The sequence below is a fragment of the Streptomyces sp. NPDC107454 genome, from assembly GCF_055582885.1.
In genome coordinates, this window is the sequence record NZ_JBVJPA010000007.1 from 337,968 (window position 1) to 352,545 (window position 14,578).

Below are 14,578 nucleotides of genomic sequence, written 5' to 3' on the forward strand. Positions count from 1 at the left end.
CGCCCACACCGGCCGCCCCGTGCCGCATGAGGGGCCGTACGAGGCCTCGCCGAGCGGAAGCTGACAGGAAAAAGCGCGCCGCCCCCCGGCAGGGAGGCGGCGCGCCACGAGCGACCGGGCCACCGGCTCGGCTCAGCCCACTGACGAGTAGGCGACCACTCCGCGCAGCAGGCCGTCGACCGCCTTGCGCGCGTTCTTCGCGACCGTCGACCTCTCACCGCCGGGAACCGGCGCGGCGGCCGAGATCTGGCCCAGCACGTCGATGACCTGCTTGCACCAGCGGACGAAGTCACCGGCCGGCATCTCCGCCTCGCGCAGCACCTCGTCGAGGCCCTTGCCGGAAGCCCACTCGTAGGCCGCCCAGGCGAAGCCGAGGTCCGGCTCGCGCTGGCCGACGCCCTCGGACTGGGTGATCCGGAAGTCCTCCTCCAGCGCGTCGAGACGGCCCCAGATGCGGACCATCTCACCGAGCGCCGCCTTGGCCTTGCCGGACGGCAGCTTCGGCGCCATCGCGTCGTCACCGACCCGCGACTCGTACACCAACGCCGAGACGCAGGCCGCGAGTTCGGCCGGGTCGAGGCCTTCCCAGACCCCGGCGCGCAGGCATTCGCTGGCCAGCAGGTCGAGTTCGCCGTACAGCCGGGCGAGCCGTCTGCCGTGCTCCGTGGCCTCGTCGCCGCGCAGGTAGTCCAGCTCGGTGAGCAGGGCGACGATCCGGTCGAAGGTGCGGGCGATGGTGTTCGTCCGGCCCTCGATGCGGTTCTCCAACTGCTTGGTGTCGCGCAGCAGCCGGTGGTAGCGCTCGGCCCAACGGGCGTGGTCCTCACGGTCGTTGCACCCGTGGCAGGGGTGGGCGCGGATCGCGGTGCGCAGCCGGGCGATCTCACGGTCGTCGGCGGCCTCGGAACGGCGCTTGCGCAGCCGGTCGGGGACGATGTGCCCGGCCTTGGTGCGCAGCGCGGAGGCGAGGTCGCGCCGGGACTGCGGGGAGCGCGGGTTGAAGGACTTCGGGATGCGCATCCGCTCCAGCGCCTCGACCGGCACCGGGAAGTCCATCGAGGCCAGTCGCTTCACCTGGCGCTCGGCCGTGAGGACCAACGGGCGCGGTCCGTCGTGGTGCTCGAAGCCGCGGTGGCCGTTGGACCGGCCCGCGGGCAGCCCCGGGTCGAGGACCAGCGCCAGGCCCGCGAACTTGCCGGTCGGGACATGGATGATGTCGCCGGGCTTGAGCTTCTCCAGTGCCACGGCCGCCTCGGCGCGCCGCTGCGCCGCGCCCTGCTTGGCGAGCTCCGTCTCGCGGTCCTTGAGTTCGCGGCGCAGTCGCGCGTACTCGTCGAAGTCCCCGAGGTGGCAGGTCATGGACTCCTTGTAGCCCTCCAGCCCCTCCTCGTTGCGCTGCACCTGCCGGGAGATCCCGACGACCGACTTGTCGGCCTGGAACTGCGCGAAGGACGTCTCCAGCAGCTCGCGCGAGCGGTGCCGGCCGAACTGCTCGACCAGGTTCACGGCCATGTTGTACGACGGCTTGAAGCTGGAGCGCAGCGGGTAGGTGCGGGTGCCCGCGAGGCCCGCCAGGTGGTCGGGGCTGAAGCCGCGCTGCCACAACACGACGGCGTGGCCCTCGACATCGATGCCGCGCCGCCCGGCACGACCGGTGAGCTGGGTGTACTCGCCGGGAGTGATGTCGGCGTGCTGCTCGCCGTTCCACTTGACGAGCTTCTCCAACACCACCGAGCGGGCGGGCATGTTGATGCCCAGTGCCAGGGTCTCGGTCGCGAACACGGCCTTCACCAGGCCGCGTACGAAGAGTTCCTCGACGACTTCCTTGAACGTGGGCAGCATGCCCGCGTGGTGGGCCGCGATGCCGCGCTCCAGACCCTCCAGCCACTCGTAGTAGCCCAGGACGTGCAGGTCCTCGGAGGGGATGGACGCGGTGCGCTCCTCGACGATCTCGCGGACCTTCGCGCGCGACTCCTCGTCGTTGAGCCTGAGGCCCGCGTACAGGCACTGCTGGACGGCGGCCTCGCAGGCGGCACGGCTGAAGATGAACGTGATCGCGGGCAGCAGGCCCTCGGCGTCGAGCCGTTCGATGACCTCGGGACGGCCCGGTGTCCAGATCCGCGAGCGCTGCCGGCGCTCGCGCTCGCGGTCGGCCTCGCGCATGGCGCGGCCTCGTCTGCGGTCCTGGAACGACGGACGGCTGGCCTCCATCCGGGCCAGGCGGGTGAGATCGGGGTTGACCGCCTTCTTGTTGCCCTCGCCCTCCTCGAAGAGGTCGTACATCCGGCGCCCGGCCAGCACGTGCTGGAACAGCGGGACGGGCCGGTGCTCGGAGACGATCACCTCGGTGTGGCCGCGCACGGTGTCCAGCCAGTCGCCGAACTCCTCCGCGTTCGACACGGTCGCCGAGAGTGACACCAGGGTCACCGACTCGGGGAGGTGGATGATCACTTCCTCCCAGACGGCGCCGCGGAAGCGGTCGGAGAGGTAGTGCACCTCGTCCATGACCACATAGCCGAGGCCGAGGAGGGTCTGGGAGCCCGCGTACAACATGTTGCGCAGCACCTCGGTGGTCATGACGACCACCGGTGCATCGGAGTTGACGCTGTTGTCGCCGGTGAGCAGGCCGACCTTGTCCGCGCCGTAGCGGCGGCACAGATCGGCGTACTTCTGGTTCGAGAGCGCCTTGATCGGCGTGGTGTAGAAGCACTTCTTGCCCTGCTGGAGGGCGAGGTGGACGGCGAACTCGCCGACGACCGTCTTGCCCGAGCCGGTGGGCGCGGCCACGAGCACACCCTTGCCCGCTTCGAGCGCCTGGCAGGCCTCGATCTGGTAGGGGTCGAGGCCGAAGTCGTACATCTCGCGGAAGGAGGCGAGCGCGGTGGCCTGCTCGACAGCGCGCTTCCGTGCTGCCGCATACCGCTCGGCCGGTGAGAGGTCCTCTGTCATCGTGCTTTCGAGACTACCGGCAGCCACTGACAACATGACGATCAATATCCGGATCTGCTTATCTCAAACCCCGGATTCCCGCAGCTCAGGGAACGGCCACGCGCACCGCGGCGGGTACGCACTCCGCCGTGAGCGGCAGCGGCCCCAGCGGCTCCCCGTCCGCGTACGCGGTGACACCCTCGGCGACGAGCTCGACCTTGACGGCCCGGTGCACGGTGACGACGGGGTGGTCGAGGTGGGTGCCCCGGTAGACCCTGGGGAACACCTTGAGCAGGGTCGTACGGCTGCACTCCCCGACGACCGTGACGTCGAACAGCCCGTCCTCCAGGTCGGCGTCCGCGCAGATCCTCATCCCGCCGCCGTACGACGATCCGTTGCCGACCGCCACGAGGGTCGCCGCGATCTCCCGGACCTCGCCGTCGTCCAGGGTGATCCGGTACGGGAGGGGCCTGAGGGCGGCCAGTTCGGCGAGCATGGCGAGGTCGTACTTGAAGCGGCCGACCGGCCACCGCATGCGATTGCCGCGATCGTTGACCCGGGAGTCGAAGCCGGAGGCGAGGACGGTGGCGAACCAGGTGCCGTTCACCCGGCCCAGGTCGATGTCGCGCAGCCGCGCCCCCTTGAGGGACTCGGCGATCAGCCGTCCCGCGGCCGCCGGGTCGCGCACCGGAAGTCCGAGGGCGCGGGCGAAGTCGTTCCCGGTGCCGGCGGCGACCAGGCCGAGCGGGGTGCGGGTGCCGGCGACGGCCTGGAGGGCGAGGTTCGCCATGCCGTCGCCCCCGACGGCTATCAGGGCGCCGGTGCCGCCCTCGACGGCCGCACGCGCGCGTGTGAGGGCGTCCTCGGCGTTCTCCCCGAGGACCGTACGGACGGAGAATCCCGCCGCCCGCAATGCGAAAGCGGCCGGCTGCGCCGCGTGGGCGCCCCGGCCGCGTCCCGCGGCGGGGTTGACGAAGAGGGTGATCTCGCTGGTCACGGCCCTGACCTTACGAGATCACCGGGCTTCGTCAGGTCACGTCGTCATAACCGTTGACCCGGTCCGTGCCCGACTGCTCGGGCAGCGTGCGGTTCGCCGACACGCTCTCGACCTCGCCGATGTCCTCGGGCGTGAGGTCCAGGTCGGACGCCTCGTCGTCGGCCGGACCCTCGGCCGCGCGGAGCCGCTTGCGCCGGTCGTTCAGCAGCGAGAAGACGACGGCGCCGAAGTACAGGACCCAGATCGGTACCGCGAGCGCCAGCATCGTCAGCGGGTCGGTGCTCGGCGTGGCGACGGCCGCGAACACCGTGATGCCCATGATCATGGCCCGCCACCAGCCGAGCATGCGCTTGCCGGTGAGGATGCCGGTGAGGTTGAGCATGACCAGCAGCAGCGGCAGCTCGAAGGAGAGACCGAAGACGAGCACCATGCGCGTGACCAGGTCGAGCAGGTCGTCCAGCGGCAACAGGTTGTTCACGCCGTCCGGCGTGAACCCCATCAGGACCTTCGCGGTGGTGGGCAGCACCTTGTAGGCGAAGAGCCCACCGGCGAAGAAGAGCGGAACGCCGGTGCCGACGAAGGCGTACGCGTACTTCTTCTCGTTCCTGTGCAGACCCGGCGCGACGAACGCCCAGAGCTGGTAGAGCCAGATCGGGGAGGCGATCGCGACACCGGCCATCAACGAGACCTTCAACGCCAGGGTGAAGGGAGCGAGCAGACCGTTGATCGTGATCTGCGCGCACTGTTGGCCCTTGGGCATCTTCGCCAGCTGGGCGAAGGTCGAAGGACACCCGACAGAGTCCAGCACCGGCTTGGTGAAGAAGTTGATGATGTCGTTGTAGTAGAAGGCGGCCACGACCGTGACGATGACGATGGCCAGCATCGCCTTCGCGAGCCGGTTGCGGAGCTCACGAAGGTGGTCCGCAAGGGGCATCCGTCCCTCGGGATCCTTCTCCTTCTTGCGGGCAGACTTGAGCAACCCACGTCCTCATCTCGTGCGGCGGGCCGGAGGCGTCCGGCCCTGCGTCAGCGCTTGGTCGTGTCCGTCGGCTCGGTGACCGGGCGGGAGCTGGTCACATCGCCGGGCGCGGCCTGGATCGTGCGCTGAGCCGGGGTCTGCTCGTCGGTGCTGGGCGGACCGGCCGGGGCGGGGTTGCTGCCCTCGTCCTTCATCGCCTTGGCCTCGCTCTTCAGGATGCGCGCGGACTTGCCGAGGGAACGCGCCATGTCCGGAAGCTTCTTCGCGCCGAACAGCAGGATGATGACGACGAGGATGAGAATGATCTCGGGAGCGCCGAGCCTTCCGAACATAAGTCTTTACCTTCTCACCGAGGCGGCTGGGTCGGGGTGCTGTCCGATCGGTCGGACATGTGCCCGAACGTCGTGATGACAGCGATCGTAACGCTCAGGGGTGAACGCGGGGCAATCCCTGTGCGTACTCCCAGTTCGCGGCCCGCGCCTCGTCTCCGGACCGCGATCAGAAGCGTACCCGTCCTCACCGGCAAGTCGACAGGCTCAAACGCCTCATTGCACATACCTCGACGGACTCATACCTGGATCCCTGGAAGGTCATACGGCATCCACAGAGCGCGCGACCCCGACGGCCGCCCGCTCCAGGTCGTCGGCCGCCTGGTTGATCCGGCGCGCCGAGTCCGTCACCTGCTTCCCCAGACGTTCCGCTTCCACGAAGACACGGACAGCGAGCACGCCGAGAACGGTGATTCCCAGAAAACCCACAACAATCGCGAACATCGGCCAGAACATGGGATCGAGCCTAAGTCTTGGAGTGCAGGCGGAGTGTGCGCACCCCGCCGCCGGTGAGGAGTTCGACGATGCGCTCGCCCGCGGGCTTGCGGACGGCCGAGCCGCACTCGGTGCAGGTGAAGGAGTAGAACGTGGTGCGGCTGGTGGCGCCGATGGCCAGCATCAGGGCGTTCGCCCTGAGCTCCAGAGCGGCCCGGCAGTCGGGGCAGCCGGCCTTGAACAGCACGTCGGCGACTCTGCGCATACCGGCGAACGCGGTGACGACCGTCATCTCCGCCGCGCCCGAGGACACACCGGCGCGCTCCGTACCGCCCGCCTTCACCGACCCGCCGGCCCTCTGCGAGGTACCGGCATTCCCCGACGCGCCCGACATCGCCGACGTGGTCAAAGCCCCTGCTCCTGCCTGTCGTACGGTCCGTCCTGATCTCCCTCGAGCCCGTCGTAGGCCGCGAGTGCCTCACGAGCCGCCTCACGGGCGCTGTCCGCCAGCTCAGGGGGCGACACGATCCGGCCGTCCCGGCCCAGGCGCAGCGCCAGCCGGCGCAGCGACGCGGGGTCGGGGGTCCGCAAGGTGATACGCAGCCCGCCCTCCGGCAGCTCATCCGCACTGTCGTGCGGGTAGTACTCCGCGACCCAGCGCCCGCCAGGACCGACCTCGACGACCACCTCGGGATCCTCGGCCGCGGGCTGCACCAGGCCCTCGGAGAGGTCCCGCAGCTCGATCTCGGGCGGCGCGGACGGCTCGTCGAGGATGCGGATCTCGGCGACCCGGTCGAGCCGGAAGGTGCGGCGCGCCTCGGAGCGGCGGCACCAGGCCTCCACGTACGTGTGCCCGACGCTGACCAGGCGGATCGGGTCGATCTCGCGCTCGGTGAGCTCGTCACGCGAGGGCGAGTAGTAGCGGATCCACAGCCGGCGCCGCTCGGAGATCGCCCGGTCGACGTCCGCGAAGACCCCGCCCTCGGACTCGAAGGTCACCGAGAGGCGGGAGCTGGCGCCCGCCGCCTCGCCCGAGGCGGCCTCCACCTTGGCGGTGGCGCGCAGCAGCGCCTGCCGGTCGCCCTCGCGCAGCCCGGGCAGCGTGGACACCGCGCGGGCGGCCACCAGCAGCGCGGTCGCCTCGTCCGCGGCGATACGCAGGGGTTCGGCGACGTCGTCGGGGTTGTGCCACCAGATGCGGTCGCCGTCGGTGTCGATGTCGAGGAGGTCACCGCCACGGAAGCTGGTCCCGCACAGCGGCAGCACGTCGAGGTCGGAGATCAGCTCGTCCTCGGTGATCCCGAAGGCCCGGGCGACATCCCCGACGTGCGCGCCGGGGCGCTCGCGCAGATAGGTCACCAGGGAGAGCATCCGCCGGGTCTGGTCGATCGCGTTCGTGGGCCTGGCCGGTTTTCCTGCCACGTTCTCTACGTTCCCCCTCAGCCCTTGGCCACGGCGCGCAGCCGGTCCACTACATCGGCCCGCAGCTCGGCGGGCTCCAGGACCACCACGTCGGGCCCGAACTCGACGAGCCAGGCGTCCAGGCCGTGCCCGTACGGAATCTCCAACTCGTCCCAGCCGTCGCCGAGTTCCCGTACGGAGACCGCTTTGGCCCGCAGCGGGTAGCCGGAGCCGGTGCGCAGCCGGATCAGCGCGGAGCGGTCGGCGATCTCGCCCGCCCAGCTCGCCACGGTCTCCCGCACCGTGACGACGTCGGGCACCTCGGCGGTGTAGCGCCCCGCGCGGGAGCGGACCCTGCCGGTGATCCGCGAGAGCCTGAAGACGCGCTCGGCGCCGCGGTCGCGGTCCCAGCCCGCCAGGTACCAGTGACCGCGCCAGCACTCCAGCGCCCACGGCTCGACCTGCCGGGTCTCGGGGTGGGCGGCGGTGGCCTTGCGGTAGTCGAAGACGACCGGGCGGCGGTCGCGGCAGGCCAGCATCAGCGGCTCGAAGGCTGCCTCGTGCACGGGGATGTGCGGTTCGAGGGCGCCATGCGCCTCGTAGGGGTCGAAGTCCTCGGGCAGCCCGGCGGCGCGCAGCTTCTGCAACGCACCGCTCGCCGCGCCGGCCAGCCGGGCCTGCTGCCAGACCTTGGCGGCGAGGCCGAGGGCGGCGGCCTCCTCGGCGTCGAGGGTGATGGGCGGCAGGCGGTTGCTGTCACGGCGGGCGAGATAGCCGACCTCGCCGTCGAGGTTCTCCACCGTCTCGATGACCAGGCCCAGCTCGCGCAGATCGTCCTTGTCGCGCTCGAACATCCGGTTGAAGGAGTCGTCCGACCCGGCTTCCAGATAGGCCTCGATGGACTCGCGGAGTTCGCGCTTGCTGAGCGGCCGCCGCGTCCCGAGCAGACACAGCGCGAGGTTCATCAGCCGCTCGGCCTTGGCAATGGCCATCGACGCCCTTCCTATGGTGCTTCCGACCGATGACCGTACCGCTCCGGAGTGCCCCGGCAAAAGCCGAGGGCCCATGCCCGGGCAGGCATGGGCCCCAGGTGATCGGCTTCGGACGAATCCCGATCACAGAGCGTACGAAGATCGGGCGGGAACCCGACCCTCATGCTGATCGGATCACGACCCGATCCGGCCGTGGATCAGACCGCGACCAGGTCGCAGACGAAGATCAGCGTCTCGCCGGGGCCGATTCGGCCGCCGGCGCCACGGTCGCCGTAGGCGAGGTGCGCCGGGATGACCAGCTGGCGACGGCCGCCGACCTTCATGCCCTGCACACCCTGGTCCCAGCCGCTGATGACCTGACCGACACCGAGCTGGAACTCCAGCGGGGCGCCGCGGTTCCAGGAGGCGTCGAACTCCTCGCCGGTGGAGAAGGCCACGCCCACGTAGTGGACCTTGACGAAGTCGCCGGCCTTGGCGACCTGGCCTTCGCCCTCCCAGATGTCCTTGATCTCGAGGTCCGCCGGGGGCTCGCCGCCCGGGAAGTCGATCTCGGGCTTCTCGATGCTCACGTCTCTAGCTCCTGCTTGTTCGCGAAAAGGCCTTAAAGCAACACCGACAGTCTCACATCCCGCAACGCGTTACATCTTGGCCAGGATGTCCACCGAGAACACCAGGGTGGAGTCCTTCTTGATGCCACTGCCACTCGGCGGGTTGTTGCCGTAGCCCAGCGCCGGGGGAATGGCGATGAGGACGCGGCTGCCCACCTTCTTGCCGGTCAGGCCCTGCGCCCAGCCCTTGACGACCTGCTGCAGCGAGAACGACGCCAGCCGGCCGCTGCTGTACGTCGAGTCGAACTCCTTGCCGGTGTCCCAGAGCACGCCCTTGTACTGCACCAGGACGCTGCTGTCCGCCTTGACCTCGTCGCCGTCGCCCTCGAGGACGTAGTTCGCCACGAGCTTCGTCGGGGCCGCCGCCTTCGGCACGTCGATGGAGGGGGCCTTGCCGTCGGTGTTGGTACCGACCTTCGGGAGGGCGGCGTCGCTCTGCGCGACCTCCTTGCCCTGGGCGGAGCTCTTCGCGTTGAAGGTGTTCTCGATGTCGACGACGAACACCAGCGTGTCGGTGCCCTTGATACCCGCCTGCGTGTTGCCCTGCGAGCCGTAGCCCCAGGTGGGCGGCACGGACATCTGGACGCGGCTGCCGACCTTCTTGCCCACCAGGGCATAGCGCCAGCCGTCGATGATGCCGCCCTGCGCGAGCTGGATGACCAGCGGCGTCTTACGGTCGTAGGAGTTGTCGAAGACCTTGGCGGTGTCCCAGATCTGACCGAGGTAGTTGGCCTGGATGTAGTCGTTCTCCACGACCGTCTTGCCGCCGCCCGCGATGACCGTCTTGACCGCCAGGTCCTTCGACGGGGAGCCGCTGCCCTTGGCCACGGTCGGCTTCTCACCGAACTTCGTCCCGGCCGTGATCGCCGGCAGCGGACCGTCGACGATCTTCGGCGGCGGCGCCGCCGAGGCGGACGCGGCGGTCGACGGGGACGGGCTACTGGTGCTGGACTTGGCCTTGTCCGACTTGTCGTCACCGCATCCGGCGAGCGTGACCAGTCCGGCGGGTACGGCAATCATGAGGGAGCGTCGGCGCACGGTGAGGGCCTCGTATCGATCGATCTTGGTTGATGGCGTGCGCGCAACTCTACGACGTGAGAAGGGCGCCGTACGGAAAACGTACGGCGCCCCGCGTTGCGTTCCGCCATCACACCCGGAACTCAGCGCTCACATTCCCGCGATCAGCTTCTCCACCCGGTCGTCGACCGAACGGAACGGGTCCTTGCACAACACCGTCCGTTGTGCCTGGTCGTTGAGCTTGAGGTGGACCCAGTCGACGGTGAAATCGCGGCGCTGCTCCTGAGCGCGCCGGATGAAGTCGCCGCGCAGCCGGGCCCGAGTGGTCTGCGGCGGCACGGACTTGCCTTCGAAGATCTTCAAATCGTTGCAGATCCGGGTGGCTTGTCCCTTCCTCTCCAGCAGGTAGTACAGACCACGACGCCGGTGGATGTCGTGATATGCGAGGTCTATCTGCGCGACCCGGGGATGCGACATCGTCATGTTGTGCTTGGCCCGGTACCGCTCGATGAGCTTGTACTTCATCACCCAGTCGATTTCGGTACCGATACGGTCGAGGTCCTCGGCCTCGATCGCGTCGAGCGTGCGGCCCCACAGTTCGAGCACCTGCTCGACCGTGCCGGTGCGGATGCCGCGGCGCTCGCAGAAGTCCACGGCCTTCTCGAAGTACTCCCGCTGCACTTCCAGCGCGGAGGCCTCCCGGCCGCTGGCCAGACGCACCTTGCGCCGGCCCGTGATGTCGTGACTGACCTCGCGGATCGCCCGAATGGGGTTCTCCAGGGTGAGGTCGCGCATGACCGTACCGGCCTCGATCATGCGCAGTACCAGGTCGGTGGCGCCGACCTTGAGGAGCATCGTCGTCTCGGACATGTTCGAGTCACCGACGATGACGTGCAGCCGCCGGTAGCGCTCGGCGTCGGCGTGCGGTTCGTCGCGGGTGTTGATGATCGGCCGGGAGCGGGTCGTCGCCGAGCTGACGCCCTCCCAGATGTGCTCGGCGCGCTGGCTCACGCAGTACACGGCGCCGCGCGGAGTCTGCAGCACCTTGCCGGCACCGCACAGCAGCTGCCGGGTGACCAGGAAGGGAATGAGAATGTCCGCGAGCCGGGAGAACTCCCCGTGCCGGGCCACCAGATAGTTCTCGTGGCACCCGTAGGAGTTGCCCGCCGAGTCGGTGTTGTTCTTGAACAGATAGACGTCGCCCGCGATTCCTTCCTCGTGCAGGCGTCGTTCGGCGTCGACCAGGAGTCCTTCGAGAATGCGCTCGCCGGCCTTGTCGTGGGTGACGAGTTCCGTCACGTTGTCACATTCGGGTGTCGCGTATTCCGGATGTGATCCCACGTCGAGATAGAGGCGGGCACCGTTCCGCAGAAAGACATTGCTGCTGCGGCCCCATGACACGACACGGCGGAAGAGGTACCGCGCCACCTCGTCGGGAGACAGGCGACGCTGTCCCCTGAACGTACACGTGACGCCGTACTCGTTCTCCAGCCCGAAAATGCGGCGGTCCATGACTGAACATTACGCCCGATCCCCCGAGCTGAAACGGGGTTCGACGGCACGGTTTGGATCATTTTCCGATGAGACCGCAACGACCGCACCGTCCCCGGTAGCTGCGAGGACCCGCCCCGTGGCCAGCAGAACCACCAGCGCGGCGGCACCCGCGGCACCCGGCAGGGCGAAGCCCCACACCGCCCCGCCCCACTCGACGACCGGGCCCGCGAGGCCCGTTCCGACCGACGCGCCCACGGTGAACGTCGTCACAAGCCAGGAGAACGCCTCGGTGACGGTGCCCCTGGGCGCGTGCCGGTCGACGATGATGAAGGCGCAGGCGATACAGGGCGCCAGGAAGACCCCTGCAAGTGCCGCGAGGGCCGTCATGGCGACCACGCCCGGCATCAGCACGAGTGGCAGATAACACACCGCCAGAAGGGCGACCAGCACCCGCAGTCGCCGCTCGGGCGCGCCGCTCCACCGCCGCGCCCCGTACGCCGTCCCACCGACGAGGGCCCCGAGCCCCACGGCCGCCATCAGCCAGCCGTACACCGCGTCGCCGCCGTGGTCGTCGGCGTACGACACCGCGGCGACCGTGATCGAGCCGAGCGCGATCCCCACGCACAGGAACGCGCCGAGCAGCGCCAGCAGCCCGGGTGAGCGCAGCGCGCCGAGCCAGTGCGCCTCGCGCGGTGCCGAACGCCACGCGCGCGAGGGTGGCGAGAGGACCACGGAGAGGGCGCCCAGCACCCCGACGACGTTGAGGATCAGCAGCGCCGCCCGGGCGGACCAGAGCGAGGCACACAGGGTCAGCAGCAACGGTCCGACGGTGAACATGACTTCCTGCGCCACGGCGTCCATCGCGTACGCGGTGTGCACCTGCTCCTGCCGGCGCAGCACGGAGGGCCACAACGCCCGCAGACCGCCCTCCAGGGGCGGCGTGAAGAGCCCGGCGACGACCATCGCCAGATACGCCACCGGCAGCGGATCGGTGCCCGAGAAGGCGAAGACACCCATCCCGAGGGCCGAGACGAGCGCGGCCGGCAACTGGACACGCGGCTGCCCGTACAGATCCACGAGACGCCCGAGCAGCGGCTGCCCCACCGCGTTGCCCACCCCGTACACGGCCGCGAGCGCACCGGCCAGGCCGTACGTCCCGCCCTCCGCCCGGACGAAGAGCACGACGGCGATGGCGGCGGTGGCGTTCGGCAGTCGCCCGGTGAGCGTGCCGGCGAGCAGCCGTGCGGCGTGCCTCGCCCTGAGGATCTCCAGGTATCCCGCGGCCATGTCATGCCCTTCCGGTCACGCGTGACGCCCGATGGTCATGCACACGAGGTTTTACGTATAACGCCCTAGGTCATACGTACCATGAGCCCAGTCCGCGAGTCCAGACGAAGGAGCAGGTCGCCGGTGGCACGAGGTAACACCCGCCCGACGAGCCGTGACGTCGCCCAGGCCGCCGGGGTGTCCCAGGCCGCGGTCTCCCTGGTGCTGGGCGACAAGTGGCGCGGCCGGGTCGCCGAGACGACCGCGGAACGCGTCCGCGAGGCCGCCCAGGAGCTCGGCTACCGCCCGAACCTGGCCGCCCGCAACCTCCGCCTGGGGCGCACCCGTACGGTCCTCCTGGTCGTCCCGGCACTGACCACCGAGTTCTTCGCCGGGGTCTACACCGGCGCGGCCCGCGTCGCGGCGGAACACGGCTTCGGTGTGGTCCTGTACCCCTCCCCCGAGGGCATCGGCCCCGCCCGTGACCCGTTCGGCTCCGCGGCGGCCGCCCTGGACGGCGTCATCGCCTCCTCCATGGCCGCGGACGCCCTGACCGCCATCCGGGGCGACCAGCTCCCCCTGGTGATGCTCGACAGCGACCCCGAGGGCAGCCTGGGCGCGGCCACCGTCAACCTCGACATCGCGGACGGCGTACGACAGGTGGCCGAGCATCTCCTGTCCCTGGGCCACCGCCGTTTCCTCCATCTGGCGGCGGACATCCCGTCCTGGACCTTCGAGGTACGCGCCCGGGAACTGGCCGAGCGCCTGTCCGAGGTCCCCGGCACCGACCTGCGCACGACCCGGGCGCCGATCTCCATCGAGGACGCGGTGGCCGCCGCGGGCTCGGCCCTGGCCGCCCCCGGCCCCCGCCCCACCGCCCTGGTCTGCGACGACGACAAACTGGCGGCGGGCGCCTACAAGGCGGCCCGCCGCCTGGGCCTGCGCATCCCCGAGGACCTCTCCGTCACGGGCCTGGACGACCTGGCCCTGGCCCAGGCCATCGACCCGGAGCTCACCACCGTCCGCCTGGACGCGGAACGCTTCGGCGAACGCGGCATGGAAGCCCTCCTGGCCGTCCTGGACGGCCGAACACCCCCCGCGGGCGACATCCCGGTGCAGCTGGTCGTACGGGGCTCCACGGCCCCACCAGGCTCCCCGTAGACCGCACTCCCCACGCACCCGCAGCCGCCGACGCACGAAAGGGGCAGGGCCGGTGCATCAAAGCCCGTCGCTTACGTCCGGATCTGGAAACGGCTCCCCACAGGGCAACGTCCGATCCGGCGGCGACGGGCTGATGTACCGGCCCTGCCCGCCCCACCCACCGGCACCCGGCGGGCAGGGCGAAGACCAACGGTCACTCCTCGTCTTCGGCGTCCTCGGCCTCCGTGGCGGTCTCCGCGCCGCCCTCCTCCAGCAGCCGGTCCAGCTGACGCCCGACGATCCGCCTGAACTTGCGCTGCTGCGGACGCGTACGGTCCAGGACCGCGACCTCCAGGCGCTCCGCGGGGATCTCCCGCTCGCCCCCGTTCGGCTCCCTGGACAGCGACTGCACGGCCAGCTTCAGCGCCTCCGCCAGCGACATCCCGTCCTGGTGGCGCTGGTCCAGATAACTGCTGATCTGCTCGGCATTGCCGCCCACCGCGACGGACCCGTGCTCGTCCACGATGGATCCGTCGTGCGGCAGCCGATAGATCTGGTCGCCCTCGGGGGTCTCCCCCACCTCGGCGACGACGAGCTCCACCTCGTACGGCTTCTCGGCGGCCGAGGAGAAGATCGTACCCAGCGTCTGCGCGTACACATTCGCCAGACCACGGGCGGTCACATCATCACGGTCATAGGTGTAACCCCGCAGATCGGCATAGCGCACGCCGCCGATCCGCAGATTCTCGTATTCGTTGTACTTGCCGGCGGCCGCGAAGCCGATCCGGTCGTAGATCTCGCTGAACTTGTGCAGCGCACGGGACGGGTTCTCGCCGACGAACACAATGCCGTCGGCGTACTGCAGCACAACGAGGCTGCGACCGCGGGCGATGCCCTTACGGGCGTACTCCGCCCGGTCGGCCATGGCCTGCTGGGGTGAGACATAGAACGGCGTCGACACCGGTTATCCGTCCCTTTCTGTCGAAGTCACT

The 14,578-nt window shown here is 69.8% G+C and carries 14 protein-coding genes; 1 reads left to right on the forward strand and 13 read right to left on the reverse strand.

The annotated features are described in order from the left end of the window. Positions 1-132: 132 nt before the first annotated feature. The 12 genes from ACZ69M_RS19790 to ACZ69M_RS19845 all read right to left on the reverse strand — a co-directional run bounded on the left by ACZ69M_RS19790 (position 133) and on the right by ACZ69M_RS19845 (position 12,467). Positions 133-2,994 (reverse strand): DEAD/DEAH box helicase, encoded by a 2,862-nt coding sequence (locus ACZ69M_RS19790; protein ID WP_470051391.1) that lies wholly within the window; start codon positions 2,992-2,994, stop codon positions 133-135. A gap of 40 nt (positions 2,995-3,034) precedes the next feature. After that, complete coding sequence (locus ACZ69M_RS19795; protein ID WP_470051393.1) at positions 3,035-3,925, reverse strand: diacylglycerol kinase; 891 nt, start codon at positions 3,923-3,925, stop codon at positions 3,035-3,037. Positions 3,926-3,956: 31 nt separating this feature from the next. Beyond that, positions 3,957-4,904, reverse strand: coding sequence for a twin-arginine translocase subunit TatC (gene tatC, locus ACZ69M_RS19800; protein WP_470051395.1), 948 nt, complete (start codon positions 4,902-4,904; stop codon positions 3,957-3,959). Positions 4,905-4,951: 47 nt separating this feature from the next. Further along, positions 4,952-5,236, reverse strand: coding sequence for a Sec-independent protein translocase subunit TatA (tatA, locus tag ACZ69M_RS19805; protein ID WP_352052343.1), 285 nt, complete (start codon positions 5,234-5,236; stop codon positions 4,952-4,954). A 258-nt stretch (positions 5,237-5,494) separates the two neighbouring features. Further along, on the reverse strand, positions 5,495-5,689 hold the full coding sequence (locus ACZ69M_RS19810) for a hypothetical protein (protein ID WP_470051397.1): 195 nt from the start codon (positions 5,687-5,689) through the stop codon (positions 5,495-5,497). 10 nt (positions 5,690-5,699) lie between these two features. Next, complete coding sequence (locus ACZ69M_RS19815; RefSeq protein WP_470051399.1) at positions 5,700-6,077, reverse strand: hypothetical protein; 378 nt, start codon at positions 6,075-6,077, stop codon at positions 5,700-5,702. Continuing rightward, positions 6,074-7,090, reverse strand: coding sequence for a helix-turn-helix transcriptional regulator (locus ACZ69M_RS19820; RefSeq protein WP_351303875.1), 1,017 nt, complete (start codon positions 7,088-7,090; stop codon positions 6,074-6,076). The genes ACZ69M_RS19815 and ACZ69M_RS19820 overlap by 4 nt, the downstream gene beginning before the upstream one ends. A 17-nt stretch (positions 7,091-7,107) precedes the next feature. After that, a complete protein-coding gene (locus ACZ69M_RS19825; RefSeq protein ID WP_054231172.1) occupies positions 7,108-8,061 on the reverse strand; it encodes a helix-turn-helix transcriptional regulator in 954 nt (317 codons plus the stop codon). Positions 8,062-8,258: 197 nt separating this feature from the next. Next, entirely contained in the window at positions 8,259-8,630 is a 372-nt protein-coding gene (locus ACZ69M_RS19830) for an FKBP-type peptidyl-prolyl cis-trans isomerase (protein WP_054231171.1), read from the reverse strand. A gap of 69 nt (positions 8,631-8,699) precedes the next feature. After that, positions 8,700-9,707 (reverse strand): FKBP-type peptidyl-prolyl cis-trans isomerase, encoded by a 1,008-nt coding sequence (locus ACZ69M_RS19835; RefSeq protein ID WP_470051402.1) that lies wholly within the window; start codon positions 9,705-9,707, stop codon positions 8,700-8,702. Between the two features lie 129 nt (positions 9,708-9,836). Continuing rightward, entirely contained in the window at positions 9,837-11,198 is a 1,362-nt protein-coding gene (gene pafA, locus ACZ69M_RS19840; RefSeq protein WP_054231169.1) for a Pup--protein ligase, read from the reverse strand. Between the two features lie 9 nt (positions 11,199-11,207). After that, the gene (locus ACZ69M_RS19845) at positions 11,208-12,467 is read right to left on the reverse strand and encodes an MFS transporter (protein WP_470051404.1); all 1,260 of its coding nucleotides are present in this window, start codon (positions 12,465-12,467) and stop codon (positions 11,208-11,210) included. 123 nt (positions 12,468-12,590) lie between these two features. On the opposite strand from ACZ69M_RS19845, the gene ACZ69M_RS19850 reads away from it, so the two are divergent. Further along, positions 12,591-13,607 carry a LacI family DNA-binding transcriptional regulator gene (locus ACZ69M_RS19850; RefSeq protein ID WP_470051406.1) on the forward strand — a complete coding sequence of 339 codons (1,017 nt, stop codon included), beginning with the start codon at positions 12,591-12,593 and terminating at the stop codon, positions 13,605-13,607. A 193-nt stretch (positions 13,608-13,800) separates the two neighbouring features. Here ACZ69M_RS19850 and prcA read toward each other — a convergent pair whose 3' ends face one another. Then, positions 13,801-14,547 (reverse strand): proteasome subunit alpha, encoded by a 747-nt coding sequence (gene prcA, locus ACZ69M_RS19855; protein WP_067365348.1) that lies wholly within the window; start codon positions 14,545-14,547, stop codon positions 13,801-13,803. Positions 14,548-14,578 lie beyond the last annotated feature (31 nt).

Excerpts from the sequence above, each read along its gene's own strand:
- ACZ69M_RS19845 (WP_470051404.1), bottom strand. The coding sequence starts at position 12,467 with ATGGCCGCGGGATACCTGGAGATCCTCAGGGCGAGGCACGCCGCACGG.
- ACZ69M_RS19825 (WP_054231172.1), bottom strand. The coding sequence starts at position 8,061 with ATGGCCATTGCCAAGGCCGAGCGGCTGATGAACCTCGCGCTGTGTCTG.
- tatA (WP_352052343.1), bottom strand. The coding sequence starts at position 5,236 with ATGTTCGGAAGGCTCGGCGCTCCCGAGATCATTCTCATCCTCGTCGTC.
- ACZ69M_RS19810 (WP_470051397.1), bottom strand. The coding sequence starts at position 5,689 with ATGTTCTGGCCGATGTTCGCGATTGTTGTGGGTTTTCTGGGAATCACC.
- pafA (WP_054231169.1), bottom strand. The coding sequence starts at position 11,198 with ATGGACCGCCGCATTTTCGGGCTGGAGAACGAGTACGGCGTCACGTGT.